General features: G+C 41.7%; 23 protein-coding genes. 2 read left to right on the top strand and 21 right to left on the bottom strand.

Features of this window, described 5'->3' with window-relative positions; genetic code table 11:
• Nucleotides 1-155: 155 nt before the first annotated feature.
• Nucleotides 156-1,778: a polysaccharide biosynthesis protein gene (locus HT693_RS08790; protein WP_172925117.1), complete on the bottom strand. Its 1,623-nt coding sequence runs from the start codon at nucleotides 1,776-1,778 to the stop codon at nucleotides 156-158.
• A 105-nt stretch (nucleotides 1,779-1,883) separates the two neighbouring features.
• Between HT693_RS08790 and HT693_RS08785 the strand changes: the two genes are divergently transcribed.
• Nucleotides 1,884-3,329, top strand: coding sequence for a UDP-N-acetylmuramoyl-L-alanyl-D-glutamate--L-lysine ligase (locus tag HT693_RS08785; RefSeq protein ID WP_023941017.1), 1,446 nt, complete (start codon nucleotides 1,884-1,886; stop codon nucleotides 3,327-3,329).
• A gap of 47 nt (nucleotides 3,330-3,376) precedes the next feature.
• Here the strand turns inward: HT693_RS08785 and HT693_RS08780 are convergent, their stop codons facing one another.
• The 16 genes from HT693_RS08780 to HT693_RS08705 form a co-directional block, all read right to left on the bottom strand.
• Nucleotides 3,377-3,568, bottom strand: coding sequence for a CsbD family protein (locus HT693_RS08780; RefSeq protein WP_172925116.1), 192 nt, complete (start codon nucleotides 3,566-3,568; stop codon nucleotides 3,377-3,379).
• 100 nt (nucleotides 3,569-3,668) lie between these two features.
• Nucleotides 3,669-4,319 carry a DUF1803 domain-containing protein gene (locus HT693_RS08775; protein WP_023940244.1) on the bottom strand — a complete coding sequence of 217 codons (651 nt, stop codon included), beginning with the start codon at nucleotides 4,317-4,319 and terminating at the stop codon, nucleotides 3,669-3,671.
• Nucleotides 4,303-4,815, bottom strand: a complete 513-nt coding sequence (locus HT693_RS08770; RefSeq protein WP_023940246.1) for a YiiX/YebB-like N1pC/P60 family cysteine hydrolase — start codon at nucleotides 4,813-4,815, stop codon at nucleotides 4,303-4,305. The genes HT693_RS08775 and HT693_RS08770 overlap by 17 nt, the downstream gene beginning before the upstream one ends.
• An 86-nt stretch (nucleotides 4,816-4,901) precedes the next feature.
• Nucleotides 4,902-5,837 (bottom strand): manganese-dependent inorganic pyrophosphatase, encoded by a 936-nt coding sequence (locus tag HT693_RS08765; protein WP_023940247.1) that lies wholly within the window; start codon nucleotides 5,835-5,837, stop codon nucleotides 4,902-4,904.
• Nucleotides 5,838-5,922: 85 nt separating this feature from the next.
• On the bottom strand, nucleotides 5,923-6,207 hold the full coding sequence (locus tag HT693_RS08760; protein ID WP_023940249.1) for a GIY-YIG nuclease family protein: 285 nt from the start codon (nucleotides 6,205-6,207) through the stop codon (nucleotides 5,923-5,925).
• A complete protein-coding gene (locus tag HT693_RS08755) occupies nucleotides 6,197-6,946 on the bottom strand; it encodes a tRNA1(Val) (adenine(37)-N6)-methyltransferase (RefSeq protein ID WP_000390770.1) in 750 nt (249 codons plus the stop codon). The genes HT693_RS08760 and HT693_RS08755 overlap by 11 nt, the downstream gene beginning before the upstream one ends.
• Nucleotides 6,947-7,000: 54 nt before the next feature.
• Entirely contained in the window at nucleotides 7,001-7,360 is a 360-nt protein-coding gene (locus tag HT693_RS08750) for a S1 RNA-binding domain-containing protein (RefSeq protein ID WP_000689593.1), read from the bottom strand.
• A 1-nt stretch (nucleotide 7,361) separates the two neighbouring features.
• On the bottom strand, nucleotides 7,362-8,762 hold the full coding sequence (locus HT693_RS08745; protein ID WP_023940251.1) for a bifunctional Cof-type HAD-IIB family hydrolase/peptidylprolyl isomerase: 1,401 nt from the start codon (nucleotides 8,760-8,762) through the stop codon (nucleotides 7,362-7,364).
• Between the two features lie 82 nt (nucleotides 8,763-8,844).
• Complete coding sequence (locus HT693_RS08740) at nucleotides 8,845-9,348, bottom strand: GNAT family N-acetyltransferase (RefSeq protein ID WP_031222773.1); 504 nt, start codon at nucleotides 9,346-9,348, stop codon at nucleotides 8,845-8,847.
• 171 nt (nucleotides 9,349-9,519) lie between these two features.
• Nucleotides 9,520-9,759 (bottom strand): 30S ribosomal protein S18, encoded by a 240-nt coding sequence (gene rpsR / locus HT693_RS08735; protein ID WP_000068664.1) that lies wholly within the window; start codon nucleotides 9,757-9,759, stop codon nucleotides 9,520-9,522.
• A 31-nt stretch (nucleotides 9,760-9,790) separates the two neighbouring features.
• The gene (gene ssbA, locus HT693_RS08730) at nucleotides 9,791-10,261 is read right to left on the bottom strand and encodes a single-stranded DNA-binding protein SsbA (protein WP_000609606.1); all 471 of its coding nucleotides are present in this window, start codon (nucleotides 10,259-10,261) and stop codon (nucleotides 9,791-9,793) included.
• 11 nt (nucleotides 10,262-10,272) lie between these two features.
• Nucleotides 10,273-10,563, bottom strand: coding sequence for a 30S ribosomal protein S6 (gene rpsF, locus HT693_RS08725; protein WP_001151784.1), 291 nt, complete (start codon nucleotides 10,561-10,563; stop codon nucleotides 10,273-10,275).
• A 152-nt stretch (nucleotides 10,564-10,715) separates the two neighbouring features.
• On the bottom strand, nucleotides 10,716-12,062 hold the full coding sequence (gene asnS / locus HT693_RS08720; protein WP_161802379.1) for an asparagine--tRNA ligase: 1,347 nt from the start codon (nucleotides 12,060-12,062) through the stop codon (nucleotides 10,716-10,718).
• Nucleotides 12,063-12,078: 16 nt separating this feature from the next.
• Nucleotides 12,079-12,444, bottom strand: coding sequence for a VOC family protein (locus HT693_RS08715; RefSeq protein WP_000565214.1), 366 nt, complete (start codon nucleotides 12,442-12,444; stop codon nucleotides 12,079-12,081).
• Nucleotides 12,437-13,624: a pyridoxal phosphate-dependent aminotransferase gene (locus HT693_RS08710; RefSeq protein ID WP_050251558.1), complete on the bottom strand. Its 1,188-nt coding sequence runs from the start codon at nucleotides 13,622-13,624 to the stop codon at nucleotides 12,437-12,439. The genes HT693_RS08715 and HT693_RS08710 overlap by 8 nt, the downstream gene beginning before the upstream one ends.
• Nucleotides 13,621-14,109 (bottom strand): DUF5590 domain-containing protein, encoded by a 489-nt coding sequence (locus tag HT693_RS08705; RefSeq protein ID WP_000747177.1) that lies wholly within the window; start codon nucleotides 14,107-14,109, stop codon nucleotides 13,621-13,623. The genes HT693_RS08710 and HT693_RS08705 overlap by 4 nt, the downstream gene beginning before the upstream one ends.
• Before the next feature lie 257 nt (nucleotides 14,110-14,366).
• On the opposite strand from HT693_RS08705, the gene HT693_RS08700 reads away from it, so the two are divergent.
• Entirely contained in the window at nucleotides 14,367-14,915 is a 549-nt protein-coding gene (locus HT693_RS08700; RefSeq protein ID WP_000039623.1) for an NADPH-dependent FMN reductase, read from the top strand.
• Between the two features lie 126 nt (nucleotides 14,916-15,041).
• On the opposite strand, the gene yaaA is transcribed toward HT693_RS08700, so the two are convergent.
• The 4 genes from yaaA to HT693_RS08680 all read right to left on the bottom strand — a co-directional run bounded on the left by yaaA (nucleotide 15,042) and on the right by HT693_RS08680 (nucleotide 18,314).
• Nucleotides 15,042-15,770, bottom strand: coding sequence for a peroxide stress protein YaaA (yaaA, locus tag HT693_RS08695; RefSeq protein ID WP_023933180.1), 729 nt, complete (start codon nucleotides 15,768-15,770; stop codon nucleotides 15,042-15,044).
• A gap of 183 nt (nucleotides 15,771-15,953) precedes the next feature.
• A complete protein-coding gene (locus HT693_RS08690; protein ID WP_000508264.1) occupies nucleotides 15,954-16,118 on the bottom strand; it encodes a YczI family protein in 165 nt (54 codons plus the stop codon).
• A gap of 178 nt (nucleotides 16,119-16,296) precedes the next feature.
• Nucleotides 16,297-17,892, bottom strand: a complete 1,596-nt coding sequence (locus HT693_RS08685; RefSeq protein ID WP_000822860.1) for a hypothetical protein — start codon at nucleotides 17,890-17,892, stop codon at nucleotides 16,297-16,299.
• A gap of 11 nt (nucleotides 17,893-17,903) precedes the next feature.
• Nucleotides 17,904-18,314, bottom strand: a complete 411-nt coding sequence (locus HT693_RS08680) for a peptide deformylase (RefSeq protein ID WP_000412227.1) — start codon at nucleotides 18,312-18,314, stop codon at nucleotides 17,904-17,906.
• Nucleotides 18,315-18,469: the final 155 nt, after the last annotated feature.

Raw genomic sequence — 18,469 nt, 5'->3', positions numbered from 1 at the left:
TGTTTAGTCAATGTTTTTGTCCAAAAAAATCGAAAAAGGCCTCATCTTCTACTCTTAAAAGATAATTTTAGCTGTTTTGACGCTAAAAAAAGGAATAAGTTTCAAGTTCTCCTAAAAGATTGTTCAACTTATTCCTTTTATTTATAAATGCTATCTTAAGAAAACTTAAATTTTGCTCGCAACTGGGCAGCTTTGGCCTGTCCAATAACCTTATCTAAGAGACGAGTATAGAGACTCATGAATCCGTAGAGTCCACCCCCCATGGCACCGACAAGAGCTACATAAAAGAAGCTCCACCAACGTCCACTTGGTTGGAAGAAAAATCCTAACAGCCACTGGATGGTTCCTATTAACAGAAACATGACTAGGGTCAGCAAACTGATTAAAATGGTTCGCTTCACAATCACCTTGCGCTTAACACCCGTTACTTTACAAATATCCCGATACATCAAGACGTTAGGAATGATAAGAGCGATGGTTGTTGAAATCAAGGGACCATAACTGTGGAAAAGGGCGATGGTAGGCAGTTGCAAGACCAGCTTGGCAATAGAACCATAGATAAAATAGAGAACGGCCTTGCGGTTGCGGAACATGGCTTGAAGCATGGGGGACAAGACCATGTACAAGCCTAAAATAATAGACTGCAAAACTGCAAAGACAAATAAGCCCATAGCCAAACTGTCTGGCTTGCCATAGAAGACTGTATAAAGAGGTTCTCCTACCATAACCACTCCAACCGTTGCTGGTAGCAAGAACATAAAGAGTAGGGTGAGACTGTCCTGAACGAGACGAGAAGCTGCCTTCAAGTCCCCCTTGACATAGTTTTCTGTCAAAAGCGGCAAGCCTACACTCCCAATCGAAACCCCAACAGAAATCAAAATCATCGTGATTTTATTAGGATTGGCTGAGAAATAAGAAAACATGATAACCAAGTCCTCATTGCTGTAGTTGGTAAACCAGCTCATACTATTGATAAAGGTCAGCTGGTCCAAAATCTGGAAGAGCTGGATGGCAGACCCTGTCAAGATAAAAGGAATGGCTTCCTTAATGGTATCGATCAAAAGATGCTTGCTGTTAATCTTATCCCCTGTTTCAAGGACTCTTTTGAGTAAGCCTTCTTGGGCAAGGAAATAAATCAAAACTGCAAAACTAGCTACCATGCCGACAAAGGCAGCAAAGGTGGATTGGGTAACCGCTACTAGGTAATCTCCTGAACCAAGTTTCATAATGATAAAGGTTGCTAGGAGCATCCAGATAACACGAATGACCTGCTCAGCAATTTGGCTCATGGCATAAGGTTTGAGATTATTCATCCCTTGGAAAAATCCTCGGATAACACTCATAGACGGGAAAATCAAGACTCCCCAAGCCAAGCTTTGCATGATTGGGATCAAGTCTTTGCCCACGCCAGACAAGTCTGCTAGCCAAGGAGCAAAGAGATACAAAACTAAAGCAAAAACGAGGCCAAGTCCTGTCATAAATCCTAAAAAGCTCCGAATCAGGGCAAAGCTATGCTCTTCTTCTCGCATGGTATTGTACTTGGCAACTTGCTTGGCCACCGCAACTGGAATCCCTGCTGTTGAAACCAGCAAGAACCAGGCATAGATATTGTAGCCCATGGTAAAGAGACCATTTGCCGTAGCTGCATAAGATCCCATCCAGATGTACCAAGGGATAATATAGATGGCCCCAAGCAGGCGACTGATAAAGTTACTAGCCGTTAGCCAAGCAGTCCCCCGTAACATCTGGGCCTGCTGGTGATTGTTTTCGTGCGACATAGATTCCTCATTCAATTTTGATAACTAGGAAACACTCCTTATCTTCCATTATAAACTTTTCCTTGTTACTTGTAAATTTGCGACTTTCGGTTTACAATAGAAAGTATGATAAAGATTGAAACCGTATTAGATATATTAAAGAAAGATGGTCTCTTCCGCGAGATTATCGACCAAGGACATTATCACTACAACTACAGCAAAGTTGTTTTTGATAGCATTAGTTACGACAGCCGAAAAGTAAAAGAAGACACTCTTTTTTTTGCAAAAGGTGCTGCCTTTAAAAAAGAATACCTTCTTTCTGCTATAACACAAGGCTTAGCTTGGTATGTAGCTGAAAAAGACTACGAAGTCGGTATCCCTGTCATCATTGTGAACGATATAAAGAAAGCCATGAGTTTGATTGCCATGGAGTTCTATGGTAATCCACAGGAAAAACTCAAACTCCTTGCCTTTACTGGTACTAAGGGTAAGACAACAGCAGCCTATTTCGCTTATAACATCTTATCTCAAGGGCATCGACCTGCTATGCTCTCGACTATGAATACAACTTTAGATGGCAAGACTTTCTTTAAGTCTGCATTGACAACTCCTGAGAGTATTGACCTCTTTGACATGATGAATCAAGCTGTGCAAAATGACCGTACCCACCTCATCATGGAAGTCTCCAGCCAAGCCTATCTGGTCAAACGTGTCTATGGTCTAACCTTTGATGTGGGAGTTTTCCTCAATATCAGCCCAGACCATATCGGCCCTATTGAACACCCTAGCTTTGAAGACTACTTCTACCACAAACGTCTCTTGATGGAAAATAGCCGAGCAGTCATCATTAATAGTGACATGGACCACTTTTCTGTCTTAAAAGAACAAGTGGCAGATCAAGACCATGATTTCTATGGTAGCCAATCAAATAATCAAATCGAGAATTCCAAAGCCTTTAGTTTTTCAGCTACAGGTAAACTCGCTGGAGATTATGATATCCAACTCATTGGCAACTTCAACCAAGAAAATGCCGTTGCTGCTGGACTTGCTTGCCTCCGTCTCGGAGCTAGTCTTGAGGACATCAAAAAAGGAATTGCTGCAACCCGCGTTCCTGGTCGTATGGAAGTCCTCACTCAGAAAAATGGAGCCAAGGTTTTCATCGACTATGCCCACAATGGTGACAGTCTCAAAAAACTCATCAATGTGGTTGAGACTCATCAAACAGGAAAGATTGCTCTGGTGTTAGGTTCGACAGGAAATAAGGGAGAAAGTCGTCGTAAGGACTTTGGCCTCCTCCTCAATCAACACCCTGAGATTCAAGTCTTTCTGACTGCTGATGACCCCAACTACGAAGACCCAATGGCCATTGCAGATGAAATTAGTCGCTACATCAATCATCCTGTTGAAAAAATTGCGGATCGCCAAGAAGCCATCAAGGCAGCTATGGCTATCACAAGTCAAGAATTAGATGCAGTTATTATTGTTGGTAAGGGAGCCGATTGCTACCAAATCGTCCAAGGCAAGAAAGAAGCCTACCCAGGAGATGCAGCCGTCGCAGAAAATTATTTATAAGATAATAAAAAAATCAAGGGAAATAAACCCTTGATTTTTTTATATCCTTATTTAAAAGCGTTTTTCAAACCTTCAACGGCACCTTCTACAGCACCTTTAGCATCTTCAACTACTTCTTTTGCCTTAGCAACTGTCTTTTCTACAGCACCTTCTACTTCAGTCTTACCATCCCCAGTAACTTTACCAAATCCTTCTTTGATAGCGCCTGTTGCTTGTTCCAATTTGTTTTCAAGTGACATATGATTGTCTCCTTTAGTTTATTCCGATATGTGTTACCGGTTACGTATAGTTTATACTTAATCCTAAGGAAAGTCAAACAATGTGCTCAGAAACAAAATTTCACGCTAAGTAGAAAGTTAATCTCTCCTTGTCAAAATCGACGGTCAACTCATACTTCCCATCTTCCTTTTGGACAATATAACCTAGGACGACCAAACTATCCACAAAGATGTCTCGGCGTTTCTGCATCAGTTGATCTTTTTTGAGAAATTTTAGCAAAAAAGTTGTCATGTATTTGAGGGCATACTCAGGATTAACATCTCCTAAAATGTCATAGAGTTCCTGCTGTTTTTCTGTCAAAGGATACTGATGTTTGACCTTGTAGAAATAATTAGACAAGGTCATTTTTGATCTCGCAAAGTCCGTCTTTTCAACTAAAATAGCTGCATTGGTTTGATTGCGCAATTCCGTCTCAAAACTCTTCTGTAACAAGGCTTGATAGATCGGACTAGCTTCGCTGACAAAAATCTCTTGATCCAGTTCAAGACTATCGAGTGATTCAAGCATAGGAAGACTAAGGTAATAACGCTTATTTTCTCGTAGAATCAAACCTGCCTTTATATACTCTTCCATGAGTTTATCAACTGCATCATCTGGAAATTGAGCCTTAATTTCCCGTAGAATCACATCATCATGCTGGTCCAGATAGCGGATCAATTCTCTAAAAAATGGCTGTCTAGTCAAACGAGATGGATTAAAAATCTGAATCATGAAGATTCCTTTCTTTACATTGTAATAGAGGCGATGTTGCCAATTGACTGGGATTGGTCCCAGCTTGGTTCAGAGGCACAGGCAGACCTAGTTCTCTGTAATACTCTCTCCAAAAGTCACTAATCTCCTGCTCCCCATCCCCAAATTTCATGGGTATGGTTTCAAAAATCGGTAGGATTTCTGCCATGTACTGGGAACAGTAAAAACCTTCTCCATCTGGATAGAAAGAAGCATTGTAGGGAGCTCCAAGATGTTTACAAGCTCTTTCCTTCACCGAATGGATATCCATTTCTGGGTAAACATAGATGTCGTACAAATGATTGGGCTCAAAGAAGTCTGCTGGTTCTTGACAGACTACACCAAATTTTCCACTAGCATGGTAAATCATCCCATCCAAATAAATGGCAACATGGTTATAGTTGCCTGTGGAAGTCTGGATGGCCTGTCCCATATCTGAAAGATCCCTCACAAAAATTAAATCACCATTTTCTAACATGCTTCACTCCTAGAAAAAAAGGAGCTGAAACTCCTTTCGATATAAGGCAAACTATCCTTTCCGATTTTGAACTGACACTCAAAATCTTAAGCATTGAAGCTTTCAGTCAATTGAGGTACCACTTGTTTCTTACGTGAAACGGCACCAGCAAGGAAGGCGTGGTTGTCTGCAAGTTTAAAGTTGAAAGCTGCTTCAACCTTGCCCATATTAGCACCAAGTGCTAGGATTTCTGAGTTTGAGTTGACGATGTCTGTAATCATCAAGACAAAGTCAGAGTAGCCGTTTGCTGTGTTGGCAGCTTGCATTGCAGCTTCAATTTCTGCTTGGCGTTCCAATACTTCCGCGATGTCCACTGTGTTTACTTGGGCAACACGGACATTATTTCCATTGAGTTCAAAAGTCTTAGCATCGATGTCAATCAATTCGTCAGCAGATTTGCTAGCCAAGTTTGTACCAGCTTTCAGCATAGCCAAGCCATACTCTTCCAAGTTTACACCAGCCAATTCAGCCAATTCAGGAGCAATAATCTTATCTGTTGGATGTGTTGTTGGTGATTTCAAAAGAAGGGTATCTGAAATCAAACCTGAAAGCATCAAACCAGCAATCTCTTTAGGCACAGCTACACCATGTTCTTTGAACATACGATAAACGATTGAAGACGCTGAACCAACTGGCTCCAAACGCATGTAGAGTGGGCTTGCAGTTTCAAAGTTAGCCACACGGTGGTGGTCTACAACACCATAAACTTCTACTTCAGCGATATCTGATACAGATTGTTGGAATTCATTGTGGTCAGTCAAGATAACTTGCTCTGCTCCTTCTGCTTTGGCAGAAGTAATAACACGCGGTGCTTCTACACCAAAATAGTTCAAGACAAAGGCTGTTTCTTCATTTGGAGTTCCAAGAGCAACAGCTTCCGTATCCAAACCGTAAGCTTCTTTTGCAAGGTAGGCAAAGGCTACAGATGACCCGATGGCATCTGAGTCTGGATTTTGGTGACCAAATACTAGAATCTTAGACATGATAATACCTCATTTTGTTTATTCTCTTTATTGTAGCATTTTTTTCGCTTTTTGACAAAAGTAAGAGGAGTCAAAGGACTCCCCGCTACTCTTCAAAATAACTGAGTAAATTTCTATCTTGATTTTCAGATAAAAATCTTTCCTTCTGTGGTCGTTTCTTACGCTTGAGAAGGGCTTCTGCCGACATGGCTTCTTCCTTACTGGCAAAACCTTGAGCATAGATGAGTTTGACTGGCAAGCGTACTCGTGTGTATTTGGCTCCCTTCCCACTATTATGGACAGCGAGGCGTCTCTTCACATCAGTCGTATAGCCTGTATAGTAGGATCCGTCACGGCACTCCAGCACATACATATAAGCCTTATAATCCATAATAAATCTCTTCGAGTTCCGGCGTATAAGAGCCATCATCATTGTGAACAATGAGAGGTGGTAAGACCTTAAAGCCACTTGTTGAACCATCCTTGATAGCTTCAATCAAGAGCATATTGGCTTCCTTTTCCTTTTTTGGATAGACAAATTGCAGACGCTTAGGGGCTAGATTATGCCGTTGTAACGTATCCAAAATATCCAGAAGTCGATCAGGACGATGAACCATGGCCAAACGCCCATTAGATTTGAGAATACTCTGGGCACTACGACAGATTTCCTGCAAATTGGTCGTGATTTCATGTCGCGCCAAGAGATAATGTTCACTCTCGTTCAGGTTTGAATGAGGATCCACCTTGAAATAGGGCGGATTACACAAAATCATATCCACCTTACTTCCCTGGATATAAGCAGGCATATTTTTCAAATCATCACAGATGACCTCCATCTGCTCTTCCAAACCATTCAAACGGACAGAGCGTTCAGCCATATCCGCCAAACGCTCCTGAATCTCAACAGCCAAAATCTGTGCCTGAGTACGAGTGCTAGCAAATAGCCCCACCGCTCCATTCCCAGCGCAGAAATCCACTATCAAGCCCTTTTTAGGAAAACGTGGAAAACGTGACAAGAGAACACTATCCACCGAATAGCTAAAAACCTCTCTATTTTGAATGATTTTAATATCTGTTGAGAAGAGCTGGTTAATTCGCTCCCCTGATTTTAATAATTGTTCTTCTTCCATGGTTCTATTATAGCAGATTTATATTAACATTACAAAAAAATATAAAATTCTAAACTACTTCTTCTTTTTTAAATAGTGCAAGGCTTCTCTAGTCCAAATTGGCATCATTCGTTTAAGAGGCGCAAAGCCGTAGTTAAAACGGTCGCTTGAAAAGCGTCTCCGTCTCGGAAACTGGTGCTTTTCTTCCTCCAAAGTGCGGATAGAAAGACTTGCTTTCCCTGTAAATTCATCTAAATCCACTACCTGAACTTGAACCTCTTCATCGACTTTCAAGGCTTCATGAATATTTTCAATAAAGCCTGTCCGAATCTCTGAAATGTGAATCAGCCCCGTATCACCTGTCTCTAGCTCAACAAAGGCACCGTAGGGCTGAATCCCTGTAATACGGCCCTTTAGCTTATCACCGATTTTCATCTTAGTCCTCGATTTCAATTGTTTCAATCACAACATCTTCAACTGGCTTGTCCATAGCCCCTGTTTCAACAGCAGCGATTGCATCCAAAACAGCGTAAGAAGCTTCATCAGCTAGCTGACCAAAAACAGTATGACGGCGGTCTAGGTGAGGAGTTCCTCCTTGGTTGGCATAGATTTCCGCAATCGGTTCTGGCCAACCACCACGAGCAATTTCTTTCTTAGAATAAGGTAGGTGTTGGTTTTGCACGATAAAGAACTGGCTGCCGTTAGTATTTGGACCAGCATTGGCCATAGAAAGGGCACCCCGGACATTGTAAAGTTCTTCTGAGAATTCATCCTCAAAAGATTCGCCGTAGATGGACTCGCCACCCATACCAGTTCCAGTTGGGTCTCCACCTTGAATCATAAAGTCCTTGATAATACGGTGGAAAATGACACCATCATAGTAACCATCTTTTGCAAGAGCTACAAAGTTAGCTACTGTTTTAGGAGCATGTTCAGGGAAAAGTTTAATACGCAAGTCTCCGTGATTGGTCTTAATAGTCGCGATAGGACCTTCTACTGTTTCAATGTCTACTTGTGGGAAATGCAATTCTTTTTCTACCATACCAAATCCTTCTAAGGCATCAAAAATGCCATCTTCTTCTAGTGCTTTTGTAATATAATCTGCTTTTTCTTTGATCTTATCATGAGAAATTCCCATTGCAACGCTGATTCCAGCATAATCAAAGAGTTCCAAGTCGTTGAGGCCATCTCCAAAAACCATGACGTTCTCTGGTTTCAAGCCAAGATGTTCCACAACCTTTTCCACCCCCGTCGCTTTGGAGCCTGAAATCGGCACAATATCAGACGAATGCTCATGCCAACGAACCATGCGAAGTTTGTCTGAGAGACTGTCAGGCAAGTGCAAGTCATCTCCTTTATCTTCAAAAGTCCACATCTGATAGATATTTTCTTTTTCATGGAAATCAGGATCTACATCTAAATCGGGATAAATTGGATTGATAGCTTCACTAATCATATCGGTACGAGTCGACAATTTGGCATCATGACTCCCAACCAAGCCATACTCTATTTCCTCTTGCTTGGCCCAAGAAATATACTCCTCAACATCTGACTTCTCAATCTGATGTTGATAAATAACCTGACCTTTTTTATCTTCGATATAAGCCCCATTTAAGGTCACAAAAAAGTCAGGATTCAGTTCACGAATCTCTGGTACAACACCAAAAATCCCCCGTCCAGAAGCAATACCTGTCAAGATTCCTTTCTCACGTAATTGCTTAAAAACAGTTGGGATTGAAGACGGAATAAAACCTGTCTTGGAATTTCGCAATGTATCATCAATATCAAAAAAGACAATCTTAATCTTTTTTGCCTTGTATCTTAATTTGGCATCCATCTCACTACCTCTTTCAATCTAACTCTTTCCATTATACCATAAAGTAGCTAAATCCCCTATTTTCAAAGAAATTCGCCATCTCTTATTCGAACTTCTTTGATAAGTACAGAACTAAATCATCATTATTTTGAATAGTAGCATTCATTTCCAAGGGTTGATTTCGATACCAGACACCTGTCCCATCTGGAATGTAGCCCCGTCTGATATACAATCTCTGGGCAGGTCCATAGCCTGAGTGCAAACCTACACCCAACGTCACTTTGTCTGAAAAAAACTTAACTCGATTTTCTGCCTCTTCTAGCAGTTGACTCCCAATCCCTTGATTTCGAAAAGGCTCAAACACATTAAAATCTGATAATTCTGGATAGACTTCTGCAAAAGGACCATGTTTAGCAGAGGGCAAAATGGTAACGTAGCCCGCTACAGCACCATCAATCTCTGCAACTAAGACTTCTCTCTCCCCACTTTCCTGTTCCAGAAAATATCTAGCCAAAATTTCCTCTCTACCAGGCCAACCTTGATTCATAAATCCATGAGATAAGGATTCAATATCAGACTTAATCATATTTCTAATCGTACAATTCATCTTTGACTTACCCACCTTTACTCTTTCTATTACTATTATAGCACGCCAAGGTCAGAAAAAAACTATCTCGTGAAAAAAGACCCGTCGGGGTCTTAATTCACTTTCTTGTTTTCAAGCTCATGAAAAAGAGGTCCACTGGACCTGAAAAAAAGACCTAACCGGGTCTTTTCTTTAATCTTCGTTTACGAAAGGCATCAAAGCCATTACGCGAGCGCGTTTGATAGCTGTTGTTACTTTACGTTGGTTTTTAGCTGAAGTTCCTGTTACACGACGAGGAAGGATTTTCCCACGTTCTGAAACGAAACGGCTAAGAAGCTCAGTATCTTTGTAATCAACATATTCAATTTTGTTTGCTGCGATGTAATCAACTTTTTTACGGCGTTTGAATCCGCCACGACGTTGTTGAGCCATGTTTTTTCTCCTTTATAATTTTAGTTGTCCATTAGAATGGTAAATCATCATCTGAAATATCCAATGGATTTGTTGCTCCAAATGGATTTTCATCACGTGAAAAGTCTGGCACTGAATTTGTAGGTGCTGAATAGTTTGCAGTTGGGGCAGAGTAAGCTCCACCTGTATGACCTTCACGCACACTACGGCTTTCCAACATTTGGAAATTCTCAGCCACGACTTCTGTCACGTAGACACGTTGTCCTTGCTGGTTATCGTAACTACGAGTCTGGATACGGCCTGTCACCCCGATAAGTGAGCCTTTTTTAGCCCAGTTAGCAAGGTTTTCAGCCTGTTGGCGCCACATAACGACATTGATAAAATCAGCCTCACGTTCGCCATTTTGACTCTTAAATGTACGGTTTACTGCAAGAGTAAAAGTCGCAACTGCTACATTTGATGGGGTATAACGCAACTCAGCGTCACGTGTCATACGCCCTACAAGTACAACATTGTTAATCATAGTTTACCTTCTTACGCGTCAGTTTTGACGATCATGTGACGAAGAATGTCAGCGTTGATTTTTGAAAGACGGTCAAACTCTTTAAGAGCTGCATCGTCGTTTGCTTCAACGTTAACGATGTGGTAAAGTCCTTCACGGAAATCTTTGATTTCGTATGCAAGACGACGTTTTTCCCAAGTTTTTGATTCAACAACAGTTGCACCGTTGTCAGTCAAAATAGAGTCAAAACGTGCTACCAAAGCGTTTTTAGCTTCTTCTTCAATGTTTGGACGAATGATATAAAGAATTTCGTATTTAGCCATTGATATGTTCCTCCTTTTGGTCTAATGACCCCAAGACTTTGCAAGGGGTAAGTGAGGTTCGCTCACAATAAACTATTATACTAGAAAAAAATTTTTTACGCAAGTAAAAACTCTGGAATTCGAAAAAACGCCACATGGGCGTTTTCCTGTTCTTATGGTTTAATACGGTGTAACATACGTGGGAATGGAATGGCTTCACGGATATGTTTTGTTCCTGCTGCGAAGGTTACCATACGCTCGATACCGATACCAAATCCACCGTGTGGAACTGTACCGTATTTACGAAGGTCAAGGTAGAATTCATACTCTGTACGGTCCATGCCAAGTTCATCCATCTTAGCGACAAGGGAATCATAGTCTTCCTCACGCATAGAACCACCGATGATTTCTCCGTAACCTTCTGGAGCAAGCAAGTCTGCACAAAGCACGCGCTCTGGATTTCCAGGAACTGGTTTCATATAGAAGGCCTTGATGGCTGCTGGGTAGTTCGTGACAAAAGTTGGCACACCAAAGTGGTTTGAAATCCAAGTTTCATGTGGTGAACCAAAGTCATCACCATGCTCAAGATGTTCGTAGTCAGCGTCTTCATCATTCTCATGTTCTTGCAAGAGGTCAATGGCTTGATCGTAAGTGATACGTTTGAATGGCTCTGCAATGTAGCGTTTCAAGAGCTCTGTATCACGTTCCAAGGTTTCCAAGGCTTGAGGCGCACGGTCAAGAACACCTTGTAGAAGAGCTTTCACATAAGCTTCTTGCAAGTCAAGCGACTCATCATGTGTCAAGTATGAGTACTCTGCATCCATCATCCAGAACTCGGTCAAGTGACGGCGCGTTTTTGATTTTTCAGCACGGAAAACTGGACCAAAGTCAAAGACACGACCAAGAGCCATAGCACCTGCTTCTAGGTAAAGCTGACCTGATTGGCTCAAGTAGGCTGGCGTTCCGAAGTAGTCCGTTTCAAAGAGTTCTGTTGAATCTTCTGCCGCATTTCCTGAAAGAATTGGGCTGTCAAATTTCATGAAACCGTTCTTGTCAAAGAACTCATAAGTTGCATGGATAATAGCGTTACGGATTTGCATCACGGCCACTTGCTTACGAGAACGGAGCCACAAGTGACGGTTGTCCATCAAAAAGTCTGTACCGTGTTCTTTTGGTGTGATTGGGTAGTCTTGAGATTCACCGATCACTTCGATGTCTGTGATGTCCAACTCATAGCCAAATTTAGAACGTTCGTCCTCTTTGACAATACCTGTCACATAAACAGACGTTTCTTGGCTCAAGCGTTTGATGACATCAAACTTCTCAAGTCCTACTTCTTCACCAAATTTTTCGACAAAGTTTGGTTTAAAAGCCACACCTTGGAAGAAGGCTGTTCCATCACGCAATTGCAAGAAGGCAATTTTCCCTTTTCCTGATTTGTTGGCAACCCAAGCGCCAATCGTCACTTCCTGACCAACATAGTCTTTTACATCAATAATCGTTACACGTTTTGTCATTATTTTTCCTTTTTCTTTTTTATTCTTTATGGCAAACCACTTCTATATTGTTCCCATCTGGGTCAATCACAAAAGCAGCGTAGTAAATCGGATGCTCACTGCGATAATCAGGAGCCCCATTGTCTCGCCCACCTGCCTCTAAACCAGCCTCATAACAAGCCTGAACTTCTTCCTTATTTTCTGCTAAAAAAGCAAAGTGAATAGGATCTTGTGTCCCCTGAGCCAGCCAAAAATCACCACCAGGATGAGGGCTGTTCGGGGCAAGAAAACTGATTAGAGAACTAGTCTTAAAAGCCAATTTATAGCCCAAAGGAGCGAGAAAACTCTTATAAAATCCTTCTGAAATTTGTAAATCCTTTACCTTAATCTCAAAATGATCAATCATTCTCACTACCCATAAATGCTTTCAAGCGTTTAACTGCTTCTTTAAGCGTGTCTAGGTCTGTCGCATAGCTGAGGCGGACATTTTCTGGTGCTCCGAATCCTGCTCCTGTTACCAAGGCCACTTCGGCTTCTTCTAGGATAGCGGTTGTAAAATCTGTCACATCTGTATAGCCTTTCATCTCCATAGCTTTTTTGACATTTGGGAAGAGATAGAAAGCTCCTTGCGGTTTGAGCACTTCAAATCCTGGCACCTCAGCAAGAAGGGGATAGATGGTATTGAGACGTTCCTCAAAAGCCTGACGCATGCTTTCTACAGTATCTTGCTCACCTGATAGAGCCTCAACTGCTGCATACTGGGCTACTGCTGACGGATTCGAAGTTGTTTGACCTGTTAATTTGCTCATAGCAGCAATGATTTCTGGATCACCCACTGCATAACCTACCCGCCAACCCGTCATTGCATAAGCTTTTGATACACCGTTAATGACAATGGTTTGCTTGCGAATGGCCTCAGATAGGCTAGAAATCGGTGTGAACTCATGACCATTATAGACCAAGCGCCCATAGATATCATCTGCTAGAATGAGAATATCCTTTTCTACAGCCCAGTTTCCGATTGCCAAGAGTTCCTCACGGGTGTAAATCATACCTGTCGGATTGGATGGCGAATTCAGCACCAAAACCTTGGTCTTGTCTGTGCGAGCTGCTTCTAACTGCTCTACGGTCACCTTAAAGTGATTATCTTCCTTAGCAGGAACAAAGACTGGCACACCTTCTGCCATCTTGACCTGGTCTCCATAGCTTACCCAGTAGGGGGTTGGGATGATAACTTCATCACCTGGATTGACCACAGCCATAAAGAAGGTATAGAGAGAATATTTGGCTCCAGCAGCGACTGTCACTTGATTTGGCGCTACAGAATAGCCGTAAAAGCGTTCAAAGTAAGTATTGACCGCTGCCTTGAGCTCTGGCAGGCCTGAGGTTACTGTATAAAAAGAAGCACGCCCATCTCGAATCGATGCAATGGCGGCATCTTGGATATTTTTTGGAGTAGTGAAATCTGGCTCACCCAAGGTTAGAGACAGGATATCTCTTCCCTCAGACTTGAGTGCTTTGGCACGAGCTCCAGCAGCCAAGGTCACACTTTCTTCCATTTCTAAAACACGGTTGGATAGTTTCATAGGCCCTCCTTATTGACCAATACTCCTGTTTCAAAATCTACTAGATAAAAATCAGAGCCTGACTTGACTTCCCAGATTGGTTTGTCTTGATAACGGCCAAAGGTAATCTTGTCAATCTCGCCAGCTCCTTTTTCCTTCGAAACAGCTTCTGCTTTTTCTTGTGAAACACCTTGATTTAGCTGATAAACGTAAATATTGTGGTCATCTTTTCCAATCAGGACAGCAAGTGCTTCTTGTTTTTTATTACGGCCAAGAACGCTATAATAGGATTCCAAGCCATTGTATAAGTCAACCTGATCAGCCTGCTCTAATCCTGCATACTGCTGAGCTAATTTTTCTCCTTCACTTTTAGCTGTTTGATAAGGTTTCATACTCAGAAACACTAGATACAGAAAGGAAGCACTGATAACCACAAACAAAATCGTCATCCCTAGACCATACTGCCACAGTAGATTATTTTTTGCTTTTTTTTGTCTTTTTTTCACTCGTCTATTTTACCATCTATTGGGCTTTATTACAAGTGAATGCAAGAACAATCGCACTTTATTTCTTCCTTCAAACAAAACCGATTTTGAAAGTGAAACAGTTCTTACTTTTTCAGTCACAAATGACTAGAGTTTCCGAAATTTTACAATTTTCAAATAAACTCTGAGCAAATTTCTTGCAAGTTGTTTTGCTTTGTTGTAATATATTTTATAACAACGAGAAAATTCTCGTAAATTTAAGAAAAAGGAGACACATCATGTCTAAAAAAGTATTATTTATCGTCGGATCACTACGCCAAGGTTCTTTCAACCACCAAATGGCGCTCGAAGCTGAGAAAGCACTTGCTGGTAAAGCGGAAGTTAGCTACCTTGATTATTCAGCCCTTCCTCTCTTCAGCCAAGATTTGGAAGTTCCAACTCATCCAGCTGTAGCTACTGCTCGTGAAGCGGTTCTCGCTGCGGATGCTATCTGGATCTTCTCTCCAGTCTACAACTTCTCTATCCCTGGAACAGTAAAAAACTTGCTTGACTGGCTATCTCGCGCCCTTGACTTGTCTGATACACGTGGCGCTTCTGCCCTTCAAGACAAGTTTGTCACCGTATCATCTGTAGCCAATGCCGGTCACGATCAACTTTTCGCTATTTACAAAGACCTCTTGCCATTTATCCGTACACAAATCGTTGGTGATTTCACTGCTGCACGTGTCAATGACTCTGCTTGGGCAGACGGAAAATTGGTTCTTGAAGAAACAGTCCTAAACTCACTTGAAAAACAAGCGGAAGACTTGGTCAATGCGATCAAGTAACTAACATAATAAAAGCGAACAAGACTACTTTTCTGACACTCAGAAGACTAGCTTGTTCGCTTTTTTTCTCATTTATAAACTAAAATAGCTGATGATACATATTGCCAAATACAAAATATCTGATTTCTATACTTCCTTAACAAAAACCAATTCCTGTGGCTGGGACAGATCTTCTCGGTAGGTAAATCCTGCAAAGCTTAAGCGACGAGCTTCCTCCACCGTCTGTACTTGATTTTCTATCAGGGCTGTCAGGAAGGCACCACGCGCTTTCTTGGAAATGGTTGAGTGAATTTTCAGCTGACCGCCTCTATCCTCCATAAATTTGAAGATCACCATTTTTTCTCTGATTTCCTTAGAAAATACCGTCTCAAACTCGGACGACAAGAGGGAGAAAATCACTTCTTCCTGCTTCACAGCTTCATCATAGGCTGCCTTCCAATGACTCTTTAAAGTCTTACCAGCGACTTTTAACTTCATCAAAAAGTCCAAACGGTGAGGGGCCATAGATGACAAGGCTGGAACGACACCGTACAAAGCCGAAGTAATAAAGACATGATTTTCAAGATAGGCTTGTTCCGCCTCGGTCAACTTATCTCGCTTGATATGGCGGTACATAAGCCCATCAAAAAGTTTAAGAGCTGGGTAGTGTTGAGCAGTTTGCCTTTTCAAAGCTTGGATATTTTGACATTCTTCCGCAGCCTTCTCGGCTGATACCTTATAAAAACTCTCCAATTGACTAGCAGAATAGAGGGCCAAGGCATCCAGCACGGCCTGACTTTCTGGTATTAAAGGTGTTGCCTCGATACTCGGCAAGTCTGTGTTCATTTCTTTTGCTGTAGGGATTAAAATTTTCATATTGATAGTGTAGCATATTTTTTAGCCACAACCAAGAAATTCATCTGATACTCAATGAAAATCAAAGAGCAAACTAGGAAGCTAGCCGCAGGCTGTACTTGAGTACGGCAAGGCGAAGCTGACGCGGTTTGAAGAGATTTTCGAAGAGTATGAAAAACCTCGGTTTGACCGAGGCTTCTCTATTTATTTGGGCCATCCTAACCAGATAGCCACGAGAACAAGGGCTGCGCCAGCTAAACTTGTTAAGATAGATAAGAATTTATCTTTTTTCTCCTTGAACTGAGAAAAACCTATCTTCAAAGCGAGCAGTCCAAGTAGCATTGAAGCAAGCATCAAATAAAAACCCATTTCTTTGTCCTCCATTAGTCTTAATTTATTTTATTATAACATATATTTCTTAAATAAACCTTTTTTATACTCAATGAAAATCAAAGAACAAACTAGGAAACTAGCCGCAGGTTGCTCAAAGCACAGCTTTGAGGTTGCAGATAAAGTTGACGTGGTTTGAAGAGATTTTCGCAGAGTATTACTGTACTTTAAAGGTCTTGAGATAGCTGTCTTTTCCTACTTGACCTTCGAAGGTTCTACCATTTTCAAGGTAAGGAAGGTCATCTGATACTGAGGCCTTAACCTTGTAAATCTTGCCATCAACTTTAAAGAAGTAGACGGTGTCGCCCTTGATAACAGCTGATTTGAGGTCTGCTACTACTCCCTTGATGCTTTCTGTCGTTGCATTGTCAATTTCAAGGTCGTTTTTATTGGCATACTTGCTGAGCATCTCTTCCACTGTAGTAGCTACGATAACATTTTGGTACTCGACTGCGTCTACTAGAGCATACTCTTTGACCAAGCCAGCATTGTCCTTCAAACCCATGATGTAGAAAGGCTTGTCATTGAGGTTGATGAGGATTGGGAAGGTTGCTTTGTAGGATTTCTCCTGAACAGCACCTTCTGCTGATTCACGGGCTGATTCTTCTGTCGCAGAAGCCAAGCTATACTTAGTAATTTCTCCTGTTCGCATATTTTCAAGGATGAAACCAAGATTACTCTCATCCGCATTAGCCGACGTCACACCTGTGTAGAGATAGATGTCATTACCGATAGACAAGTAATTATAGCCATTGGTAGTCTGGGTCACATTTTTCTTGGAAATCATGGCATTCAAGAAACCGTCCTTGTACTTGCCGTTGTAGTTGATTTGCTCAATGGTTTCCTCTGCTGGATAGATCCTATCCACCCATTCTGGAACATCTGATAAGCTGTATTCCTTGGTTTCTCCATTTGTAGCATCCAAGATAATGACTGAAGCAGGACGAGGAACCGCAAGTCCAAATTGCTTTTGGTAAACCGTTGCTACATAGAAAGGATTGCCCTCATCGTCCACCTCAAAAGATGGAGTTTTAAAGATTTTGGTCGGGTACTTCAAGCGCAGGTGACGTTTGACATCACGGTTAAAATACTCCGAGTCTGAATACTTGATTGGTGTCTTCAAGTCCACCAAATCCGCATTTCCAGTTACCATGTCCACCTTGATATACTCACCGATTCCCTTAGCTTGATTGTTAAACCACTTGATAGGGTCTGCGTATTCTAGTGGCGTCACTCGATAAGGTTTCCCATCAATTGTCAATTGGGTATAGGTATCTGCCGCTACGTACTGCGACACCTTATCTGTTAGGGAACCCAAGTAGCGGTCACCAATTTTTTCAGCAGTACTTCTATCTAAGATAGGAACCTTACTGGTGTCACTCTTAGGAAATTCAGTAAAGTCTTTTTCCGTAACCGTGACTACATTGGCATAATTTTTAGCCTGAAACATGCTGGAAGTTACCAAGGAAACCAAAGCTGCCAAGAGAAGAATTCCTCCAATCGAAGCTAACAGAATTTTCCCTAACCGATTGATTTTGAAACCCTCAAGATTTAAGGCAGCTTCCGCCTTACCGTGGCGCACATGAACCGTTTTGACAAGGTTTATCCCCTTGCCAAAGCCAAATAAGATTGCCACAACTAACAAATGCCCACAGAGGAAGAAGAGAAATTCCCAGCTGGTCAGGTTAAGGGGCGGTAAAAAGATATACCAGGTCGTTGCGATAAAAATAAGTTCAAAGACTATTCGTTTCATTTGCTTTCCTCCTAAATGATTCGTCCTTCCAAGTGATCCAGCTCATGCTGGCAAATCTGAGCTGGGAAGCCTGTCAAGGTAATGGTCTGTTCCTGCCACTTGCTGTCACGATAGGCAAGCCTTATGGTTTCATAACGCTTAGTTGATCTCACACCTACCAAGGACAAACAGCCTTCTTCTGCCTCATAGGATCCTTCAAAGGACAGAAGCACTGGGTTAAACATGACCACGGGAACCAAGCCAAGATTAAAGATAATCACGCGCTTTTGCACCCCAATCATATTGGCAGCTAGACCAATGCAGGTCTCACGATTTGCTAAGAGTGTATCCTGCAAATCTCTGGCAAGATAAAGGTCTTCCTGACTTGCCGGCTGAGATACCTGAGATAAAAACAAAATATCTTTTACAATTTTCTTTTCCACTTCCTCACACTCCTCTTGTTTTTTACTATATTATAACAATTATAGCACAAAAGCCGATAACTGCAAGCCCTTTCCCTCAACTGTAGCAAAAAGCCATCCGAAGATGACTTTTTTGCTACTTATACTCAATGAAAATCAAAAAGCAAACTAGGAAG

This window comes from Streptococcus sp. 2154 (assembly GCF_013277255.1).
GTDB classification, from domain to species: domain Bacteria; phylum Bacillota; class Bacilli; order Lactobacillales; family Streptococcaceae; genus Streptococcus; species Streptococcus pseudopneumoniae.
The sequence above is the reverse complement of the archived record's forward strand: the minus strand, read 5'-3'. Positions and strand labels throughout refer to the sequence as shown.